Source organism: Gemmobacter sp. LW-1, assembly GCF_001303875.1.
Lineage (GTDB): Bacteria > Pseudomonadota > Alphaproteobacteria > Rhodobacterales > Rhodobacteraceae > Gemmobacter > Gemmobacter caeni.
The window spans coordinates 51,006-58,696 of the sequence record NZ_LJSC01000010.1 but is presented as its reverse complement, the minus strand read 5'-3'; the positions used below and the strand labels follow the sequence as shown (position 1 = coordinate 58,696).

Below are 7,691 nucleotides of genomic sequence, written 5' to 3'. Positions count from 1 at the left end.
CGTGCCTTCGGCCACCAGCAGCTTGCCGATGATGCCTTCATCCACCGCCTCGAATTCCATCGTGGCCTTGTCGGTTTCGATCTCGGCGAGGATCTGGCCGGATTTGACCGTATCGCCTTCCTTCACCAGCCATTTGGCCAGCGTGCCTTCCTCCATGGTCGGAGAAAGCGCGGGCATAAGAACTTGCGTAGCCATCTTTCCCCTCCCTTATGCGTAGATATCCGTCCACAGCTCTTCGAGCGGCGGTTCGGGGCTGTCTTTCGAGAATTCGGCCGCCTCGTTCACGATGGCCTTGATCTCTTTGTCGATGGCTTTCAGCTCATCATCCGATGCAAGGCCGCCCTGGGTCAGCAGGTCGCGGACATGCTCGATGCAGTCCTTCTCGGTCTTGATCTTCTCGACCTCCTCGCGGGTCCGGTATTTCGCCGGGTCCGACATCGAATGGCCGCGATAGCGGTAGGTCATCATTTCAAGGATATACGGGCCCTTGCCCGCCCGGCAGTGTGCCACGGCCTTTTCGGCGGCTGCCTTCACCGCCATCACATCCATGCCGTCGACCTGTTCGCCCGGAATGCCGTAAGCCTCGCCCCGGCCATAAAGCGTGACCGATTTGGTGGCGCGCTTCATGCTGGTGCCCATGGCATACTGGTTGTTCTCGATGACGAAGATCACCGGCAGGTTCCAGAGCTCGGCCATGTTGTAGGTCTCGTAGACCTGGCCCTGGTTCGCCGCACCATCGCCGAAATAGGTGAAGGTGACGTTGTCATTGCCCTTGTACCAGTCCGAGAAGGCAAGCCCGGCGCCCAGCGGCACCTGCGCGCCCACGATGCCATGCCCGCCGTAGAAGTGCTTCTCGCGGCTGAACATGTGCATCGAGCCGCCCTTGCCCTTGGAGTAGCCGCCAATGCGCCCGGTCAGTTCGGCCATCACGCCCTTCGGGTCCATGCCGCAGGCCAGCATATGTCCGTGGTCGCGATACGAGGTCAGGCGCTTGTCGCCTTCCTTGGCCGCGGCCTCCAGCCCGACGACCACCGCTTCCTGCCCGATATACAGGTGACAGAAGCCGCCGATCAGCCCCATCCCGTAAAGCTGCCCGGCCTTTTCCTCGAATCGGCGGATCAGCAGCATTTCACGGTAATATTTCAGAAGTTCCTCTTTCGAGACGTTGGGTCTCTCAGGTGCCTTCTTGGTGGCCATGCGGCTCCCTCCCATGTGGCAAAATAGTTCAGCATTAAACTATCTGCACAATATCGGAGAAATAAGGGGTCTGGCAAGTAAAACTCTCGCCGCGCTGCGGCGTGGGCTTCCCTGCGCCCTTGCGCCGGCGGCGTCAGTTCGAGGGGTGAAAATGGCGAGGCGGGATCGGTGTGGCGGGACAGGGCGGTCTTCGGAAGGGCCTGCCGCCGCAGCGTCAGCGCAGGCAGGCGATGCCAGCCCCTTGGCCCCTTAAATTTCGGCAAATACCTAGCGGATCACCAGCTCGTCGGCGCGGACATATCCCAGCACATCGCGCAGCTGCTCATCCAGCAGGTCGAGATCCAGATAGGCGTCGGACAAGCGCAGGGTGCGGTTCTGCAATTCGGCCAGTTCGGCGCGCAGCCGGTCACGTTCGGCAATCAGCGCCTCGGCCTCGGCATTGATCTGTACGCGGCGGAACACGCCGTAATCGCCCTGCACGGCGGCAAAGGTAAAATAGCCGCCCAGCGTGAGCGCCAGGGCGAAGATCATCAGGCTGCCAATGGAAGGGCGGTGCGCATTCATGGTCGATCTGCCTCGTCCCTCCTCGTTCGGCGGGAGGGTTTGGCCAATATGACACAGCCGAATCACTATGTGAATCGCCCCGGCCCGGTCCGCGCGTGACTGTTGCAAGCGGCCCACAGCACGGTCGATTCGGCCATGCTGCGGGCGGATTGTTCCGGGTTTATTGCAGATCACGGGGTGGGGCTGGCGATTGTCGCGGAGCCCGCTGCGCGGTTCGGGAAGGCGGCGCAGAAACCGCGCGCTTCATCCCGGTTTTCTTGACCCGGCCGCAGGGGAGATTTAACGATTTGTTAAGTTTTCCGGCCAAGTGCCATTATTGGAGTTCAAGTTATGGTCACCCTTGCACCGACCAAATTCCTCGTGCGCGGACTGGATCTGTCGCGCTATGACGATGCCGCTTTCGGTACCCTCAACACCGCTGATCCTACGGATGTGTCGCTGCGTCTGGGCGGCAACCGGGTTGTGCTGGACGGCGACTACACGATCAACGGTGCGAATGATGCCACTGGCATCGTGACCGGCCTGGACCTTCAGGTGCTGGGCAATCCGGTGCTGCGCATCCGGGGGCTTGAACTGTCTGCTGCGGATCTGGTTGATGCGCTGGACGGGTCGAACGGTCTCGATGCTTTCCGCTTCCTGTTTGCGGATGGTGACGCGATGACCGGATCGGGCTTCCGCGATGTCCTGCGCGGTTTCGCCGGTGATGACACCCTTCGCGGCCTTCAGGGCAATGACTCGCTGCATGGCGGGTTCGGCCATGATCTGATTCAGGGCAATGCCGGTCTCGACAACCTTCGCGGCGATGCGGGCAACGATACGCTGTCGGGCGGCTTCGGGGCCGATACGCTGTCGGGCGGCAGGGGCAGCGATATGCTGATGGGCAATGGCGGCGATGATGTGCTGGACGGCGGGCGCGGCAATGACCGCCTGCGCGGCGGGGCCGGGGCGGATTCCTTCGTCTTCGGCACCCATAACGGCCAGGACGTGATCGGCGATATGACGGTCGATGATTCCATCTACATCGCAGCGGTGCGCTGGGAAGGGATGGAGAATGCACGCGACCTGCTGGATACCTATGCCGAGGTGCGGGGCGGCGATGTCGTCATCGACTTTGGGCGCGATTCCATCCGCGTGCTGAACTGGACCGATCTGGATACGCTGGCTGACCGGCTGCGTATGCTTGGCGACGAGATGCCGCTGGGCTGAACCCACCGGCACCGGATTGAATGGCCCGCCGATCCGGCGGGCCGTTTGCTTTCAGGCGAAACCGAAGACGAAATGGGTTTCGTCCAGCGCTTCGGCGGTGGTGTGGAGCACGAAAGAGATGCGGCCCGCATCCCCGTCGGCAATATCCACCCTCCAGCCATTCGACACCTTGCGCAGCTGCCAGCCGTCTTCCAGCCCGGCGTCGCGGCCCTCCCAGTCCAGTCCGAACATGGTCAGTTCCACACGGTCTTTGGCCGCGTCGAAGTCACGGACATGGCCGGTGCCCACATCGGTCATGGTGGGAAGCTGGTCATGCGAGGCAAAGACAAACATGTCGGACCCGGCGCCGCCATAGGCATTGTCCCCGCCCGAAACATACAGCCGGTCGTCGCCGCGCCCGCCGCGCAGCAGATCGGCGCCCTTTTCGCCATTCAGCGAATCGTCACCGCCCATCCCGAGCAGCGTGTCATTGCCGCCGCGCCCCATGATGAAATCATTCCCCGCGCCCCCCCGGTGGTTGTCAGCCTTGCGGGTTCCCGTCCAGTCCTCGCCAGCCTCGGTCGCGGCGGCCAGGCCGAAGTCCGGTTTGTCGATCAGCTGCACATTCTTGGTGGTCAGCGCGCCGGGCAGCACGTTCTTCACAAGGATTTTGTAGACATTGCCGCCCGCATCCTCGGCGGTGATCAGTGTATCCTTGCCCTTGCGCTGGAACGAGAAACCGTCCGACAGGTCGGCATCGCGATCCTTCCATTTGAAGTTGAAATTCGCCAGTTGCAGGATGTCGTGACTGGCGCCTTTCGCGGTGAAGTCGGTGATGACCGAGCTGTTCGAGGGCAGCCGCATGTCATATTTGATGCCCACCACTTCGAAGAAGTCGAAACCCGTGCCGCCGCTGAGCGTATCCGACCCCAGAATGGTCAGCGTGTCGTGCCCCGCACCGCCATAAAGCTTGTCGTTGCCACGGTTGCCGTCAAGGATGTCATTGCCGCCCGCGCCATACAGCGTGTCGTTGCCATCCATGCCGAAATACTGATCGACACCCTTGGTGCCGTTCTTCTTTTCGTTGCGGTCAGTGCCCTGCCAGACATTTGGAAAGGTGGGGAAATTGGGGAAGCCCGTAAGCGCCATGGCGATGCCTTGAATATGGATTCGAAAAAGGCCCCGCCGGTCTCCGGCAGGGCCTGTATGAAGTGCTGGCGCAGTCACCCCGATCCTGTCAATCACCTGAGCAGGGGAGGTGGCGGAGGCGTCACATCAGGGCGGCGACGCCGGGTAGTTCCTTGCCTTCCATCCATTCGAGGAAGGCGCCCCCGGCGGTGGAGATGAAGCTGAAATCACCCGCCGCGCCCGCCTTGTTCAGTGCCGCCACCGTATCGCCACCCCCGGCCACCGACACCAGCTTGCCCGCCTTCGTCAGCGCGGCCACCGACCGTGCGGCGGCATTGGTCGCGGCGTCGAAGGGCTCGATTTCAAAGGCACCCAGCGGGCCGTTCCAGATCAGCGTTTTTGCACCAGTGAACACGCCCTCCAGCGCGGCCACCGTCGCAGGGCCTGCGTCCAGGATCATCGCATCGGCCGGGCAGGCATCTACGGCCACGGTTTCATTCGCGGCACCCGCCCTGAATTCGCGCGCAACCACCACATCCAGCGGCAGGTGGATGGTGCAGCCCGCCGCCCCGGCCTTGGCCATGATGGCGCGGGCGGTCTCGGCCATGTCGCGTTCGGCGAGGCTCTTGCCGACCTCGGTGCCCTTGGCCACGAGGAAGGTATTGGCCATGCCGCCGCCGATCACCAGATGATCGACCTTCGAGACAAGGTTGCCCAGCAGGTCAAGCTTGGTCGAAACCTTGGCGCCGCCCACCACGGCCACCACTGGCCGTACCGGCTTGCCAAGCGCGGATTCCAGCGCGCGCAGCTCCGCCTCCATCAACCGGCCGGCGGCTGCGGGCAGCAGATGCGCGATCCCCGCGGTCGAGGCATGGGCCCGGTGCGCGGCGGAAAAGGCGTCGTTCACAAAGACATCGCCAAGCGCCGCCATGGCCTTGGCCAGATCGGCGTCATTCTTTTCCTCGCCGGCATGGAAGCGGGTGTTCTCCAGCAGCACCACGTCACCGGGGCTGGCGGCATCAATCGCGGCCTTGGCCACATCGCCCACGCAATCGGCGGCAAAGACCACCTTGCAACCCAGCGCCTGCGCCAGTGCCTCCTGCACATGACCAAGGCTCATCTCCGGCACGACCTTGCCCTTGGGCCGGTCGAAATGCGCCAGCAGCACGACCTTGCCACCCCGGGCCTGAATATCCTTCACCGTGGGCACGATCTTCTCGATCCGGGTCGCGTCGGTCACCACGCCGTTCTCCATCGGCACGTTGATGTCCACGCGGGTCAGCACGGTCTTGCCGGCCAGATCCATGTCGTCGAGTGTCTTCCAAGCCATCAGAGCCTCCTCGCAAGCGGTTGCCCTTCTTTCCGCCGAAGCGTGCGCCGCGTCAACCGATCACGCGGGTTTGCCCTTTCCCTTGCGCGCCCGCGCCATTACCTTGCGCCCCGGATAGAAGGAGACCGACCGAGATGGCCGAGATCAAAGACCCGGAAAACACCATCATCATGACGCTGAAGGACGGCGACGTGGTGATCGCACTGCTGCCCGATGTCGCGCCGAAGCACAGCGAGCGCATGAAGGAACTGGCCCGTGCCGGTGCCTATGACAACGTCTGCTTCCACCGTGTGATCGAGGGCTTCATGGCCCAGTCGGGCGATGTGGAAAACGGCAATATGGAAAACAACTTCAACTTGCGCCGCGCGGGGACGGGTGGTTCGGACCTGCCGGACCTTCCGGCCGAGTTTTCGAAGCTCCCGCATGACCGGGGCACGCTGGGCGCGGCACGGTCGCAGAACCCGAATTCGGCCAACAGCCAGTTCTTCATCAACTTCAAGGACAACCATTTCCTGAACGGCCAGTATACCGTTTACGGCCGGGTCATCTCGGGGATGGAACATGTCGACAAGATCATGCGTGGCGAGCCGCCGGCCAACCCGGACCGCATGATCAAGGTCGTGGTGGCTGCCGATGTCGCCTAAGGCCCTGATTGCGGCCCTGCTGCTGGCCGCCACCCCCGTTCTGGCCGAAACCGACGGGCCGGGCCCGAACCTCGTGATCGACGTCGATGGCCAGGCCAGGGGCGAGATCGTGGTGGACCTGCTGTCCGATGTGGCGCCCAGGCATGTGGCGCAGATCGTGGCGCTGGCCAAAGCGGGCGAATATGACGATGTGGTCTTCCACCGCGTCATTGACGGCTTCATGGCGCAGACCGGCGACGTGCAGTTCGGCAAGAACGGTGGCAGCGCACAGGCGGGTATGGGCGGCTCGAACCTGCCGGACCTTCCGGCCGAGTTCTCGTCGGTGCCGTTTGATCGCGGCGTTGTCGGCATGGCGCGGTCGATGGACCCGAATTCGGCCAACAGCCAGTTCTTCATCATGTTCGCCCCGGCGCCGCATCTGGACGGGCAATATACAGTCGTCGGCCGGGTGATCTCGGGCATGGATGTGGTGGATGCGATCCGCAAGGGTGACGGGCCGAACGGTTCGGTCAGCACCCCGGACCGCATGGTGAAAGTCACCGTCCAGGAGTGACACCACAGGAATCGTTGACGAAATCAGGCCCGCAGCCATAGGCTGCGGGCCAAGTCTTTCTGGAAAGGATTAGACATGCCTGTGATGCAGGGAATTTCAGGGCTTGCCCAGTTTGGTGCGTATTTGTCATCGGTTTATCAAGGTCTTACAATCACAGCCGCCTCCGCCGACCGTATCGTGGTCGAGAACCAGAACATCCGGGTGGTGTTCGCGGGGACGGATCTTTCCTGGACGTCGGAAGCGGATATCCTCAGCGACCTGACGGGTGGCACGCTCCAGTCCATTCGCTTTCTCGTGCCCTCCACGCTCAAGGCGCTGGGCAGCATCAGCAACCTCGGGCTGGTGATCGACACCGAGGAAGGGGGCGCCTTCGCCAACGCGTCCAGCCTGCGCACCGCCATTGCCAATATGGAATGGACGATCAAGGGCACGGCCAAGGCGGACGAGTTCTATCTTTCCGACACCAGCACCTTCCATATGGTCGCGCCGCTGACGCTCAAACTTCTTGCCGGTGCGGACTCCGCGCAGGGCGGGCTGGGCAATGATCGCATCCTCGCCGGTGGCGGCAACGATGTGATCTATGACAGCAAGGGCAACGACACGATTGACGGCGGGACCGGCAACGACCTGCTGGGCGGCGATCTTGGTGGCAACGACAGCATTACGGGCGGAACCGGCGCGGATACCATTGACGGCGGGCGCGGCGCCGACCGGCTCTATGGCAACAACGACAACGATTCCATTTCCGGTGGTTCCGGGAAGGACATCCTGTTTGGCGGCACCGGCAATGACACGCTCAACGGCGGCGCGGGGAATGACCGTCTGACCGGCGATGCCGGAGCGGATCATTTCGTGTTCACCGGCAATTTCGGGCGCGACGTGGTTTCCAGCTTCCAGCGGGTGCAGGACAGGCTGGTGATCGAGGGCGATTACACGGTTTCGCACGCCAGGGGCGATACGATTCTGAAACTGGATGGCGGCACCATCATTCTCGACAATATCAACCTGACTGTCGCGCAGGTGGAAGCGGTCGTCGATCAGCTTCTGGTCTGAGAAAGATTTGCCCTGTCCCGAAATCTTCGGGGCAGGG

Annotated in this window: 9 protein-coding genes; 4 read left to right on the top strand and 5 right to left on the bottom strand. The window is 62.8% G+C overall.

Translation table 11 applies throughout. The features are described from left to right. The 3 genes from AO684_RS21160 to AO684_RS01560 form a co-directional block, all read right to left on the bottom strand. The coding region (locus AO684_RS21160; protein WP_152968316.1) for a biotin/lipoyl-containing protein at positions 1-195 on the bottom strand (195 nt) is incomplete at its 3' end. 12 nt (positions 196-207) lie between these two features. Next, a complete protein-coding gene (pdhA, locus tag AO684_RS01565) occupies positions 208-1,197 on the bottom strand; it encodes a pyruvate dehydrogenase (acetyl-transferring) E1 component subunit alpha (protein WP_054300993.1) in 990 nt (329 codons plus the stop codon). Positions 1,198-1,464: 267 nt separating this feature from the next. Beyond that, a complete protein-coding gene (locus tag AO684_RS01560; protein ID WP_054300992.1) occupies positions 1,465-1,761 on the bottom strand; it encodes a septum formation initiator family protein in 297 nt (98 codons plus the stop codon). Between the two features lie 330 nt (positions 1,762-2,091). On the opposite strand from AO684_RS01560, the gene AO684_RS01555 reads away from it, so the two are divergent. Continuing rightward, complete coding sequence (locus AO684_RS01555) at positions 2,092-2,967, top strand: calcium-binding protein (protein ID WP_054300991.1); 876 nt, start codon at positions 2,092-2,094, stop codon at positions 2,965-2,967. A 51-nt stretch (positions 2,968-3,018) separates the two neighbouring features. On the opposite strand, the gene AO684_RS22470 is transcribed toward AO684_RS01555, so the two are convergent. Together AO684_RS22470 and pgk are read right to left on the bottom strand one after the other, a co-directional pair. Further along, on the bottom strand, positions 3,019-4,095 hold the full coding sequence (locus AO684_RS22470) for a calcium-binding protein (RefSeq protein WP_054300990.1): 1,077 nt from the start codon (positions 4,093-4,095) through the stop codon (positions 3,019-3,021). A gap of 121 nt (positions 4,096-4,216) precedes the next feature. Then, positions 4,217-5,404, bottom strand: coding sequence for a phosphoglycerate kinase (pgk, locus tag AO684_RS01545; RefSeq protein ID WP_054300989.1), 1,188 nt, complete (start codon positions 5,402-5,404; stop codon positions 4,217-4,219). A gap of 134 nt (positions 5,405-5,538) precedes the next feature. On the opposite strand from pgk, the gene AO684_RS01540 reads away from it, so the two are divergent. The 3 genes from AO684_RS01540 to AO684_RS01530 all read left to right on the top strand — a co-directional run bounded on the left by AO684_RS01540 (position 5,539) and on the right by AO684_RS01530 (position 7,654). Beyond that, positions 5,539-6,048 (top strand): peptidylprolyl isomerase, encoded by a 510-nt coding sequence (locus AO684_RS01540; protein ID WP_054300988.1) that lies wholly within the window; start codon positions 5,539-5,541, stop codon positions 6,046-6,048. Next, entirely contained in the window at positions 6,038-6,601 is a 564-nt protein-coding gene (locus AO684_RS01535; protein WP_054300987.1) for a peptidylprolyl isomerase, read from the top strand. Before AO684_RS01540 ends, AO684_RS01535 begins: the two co-directional genes overlap by 11 nt. A gap of 177 nt (positions 6,602-6,778) precedes the next feature. Next, on the top strand, positions 6,779-7,654 hold the full coding sequence (locus tag AO684_RS01530) for a calcium-binding protein (protein WP_161805972.1): 876 nt from the start codon (positions 6,779-6,781) through the stop codon (positions 7,652-7,654). The last annotated feature ends 37 nt before the right edge of the window (positions 7,655-7,691 follow it).

Excerpts from the sequence above, each read along its gene's own strand:
- pdhA (WP_054300993.1), bottom strand. The coding sequence starts at position 1,197 with ATGGCCACCAAGAAGGCACCTGAGAGACCCAACGTCTCGAAAGAGGAA.
- AO684_RS01560 (WP_054300992.1), bottom strand. The coding sequence starts at position 1,761 with ATGAATGCGCACCGCCCTTCCATTGGCAGCCTGATGATCTTCGCCCTG.
- AO684_RS01555 (WP_054300991.1), top strand. The coding sequence starts at position 2,092 with ATGGTCACCCTTGCACCGACCAAATTCCTCGTGCGCGGACTGGATCTG.
- AO684_RS22470 (WP_054300990.1), bottom strand. The coding sequence starts at position 4,095 with ATGGCGCTTACGGGCTTCCCCAATTTCCCCACCTTTCCAAATGTCTGG.
- pgk (WP_054300989.1), bottom strand. The coding sequence starts at position 5,404 with ATGGCTTGGAAGACACTCGACGACATGGATCTGGCCGGCAAGACCGTG.
- AO684_RS01540 (WP_054300988.1), top strand. The coding sequence starts at position 5,539 with ATGGCCGAGATCAAAGACCCGGAAAACACCATCATCATGACGCTGAAG.
- AO684_RS01535 (WP_054300987.1), top strand. The coding sequence starts at position 6,038 with ATGTCGCCTAAGGCCCTGATTGCGGCCCTGCTGCTGGCCGCCACCCCC.